Annotated in this window: 1 protein-coding gene; it reads right to left on the bottom strand. The window is 73.9% G+C overall.

Annotated elements, in window-relative coordinates:
* Positions 1-196: 196 nt before the first annotated feature.
* The coding region (locus tag GVL61_RS24590) for an NfeD family protein (protein WP_235037905.1) at positions 197-418 on the bottom strand (222 nt) is incomplete at its 5' end.

Genomic DNA, 418 nt, shown 5'->3' with positions numbered 1-418 from the left:
GGCGACGAAGATGCCGGCGATGACGAAGAGGATGAGTGCGATTTCCATGGAGTCCTTTGCTGCCCCGGCGCGTTTCCGGGAAGGGGATGGGTGGATGGAATCCTGCGCCGGGGCGCAGGCGGAAAGAAACACACGGGGCGTGTCGGCGCAGCCGGGCGGCCGCGAAACCGGGCCGCGTGCCCGCGGCGCGCGCGGCTCAGGCGGCGGCGTCCACCACCAGCCGGTTGCCGACCACCTCCGCCACGCGGTAGGTGCCGGGCAGGGCCGTGGCCGCGCCAGCCGGGCCGCTGCGCAGCACCACGGTCCACTGCGCGCCGCGGTAGCGCACCTGGGCGGTGCCGTCGGGGTTCCAGGCGCCCACCTGCACGGTTTCGCCGACGTCGAGGTTCACGTCGCGGTTGCTCGCGGCGGGCTGCAC

The sequence above is a fragment of the Novosphingobium sp. 18050 genome, from assembly GCF_902706195.1.
In the GTDB taxonomy this organism is placed as follows: domain Bacteria; phylum Pseudomonadota; class Alphaproteobacteria; order Sphingomonadales; family Sphingomonadaceae; genus Novosphingobium.
Note: the sequence above shows the minus strand (reverse complement) of the source record. Positions and strands in the feature narration are given on the sequence as shown.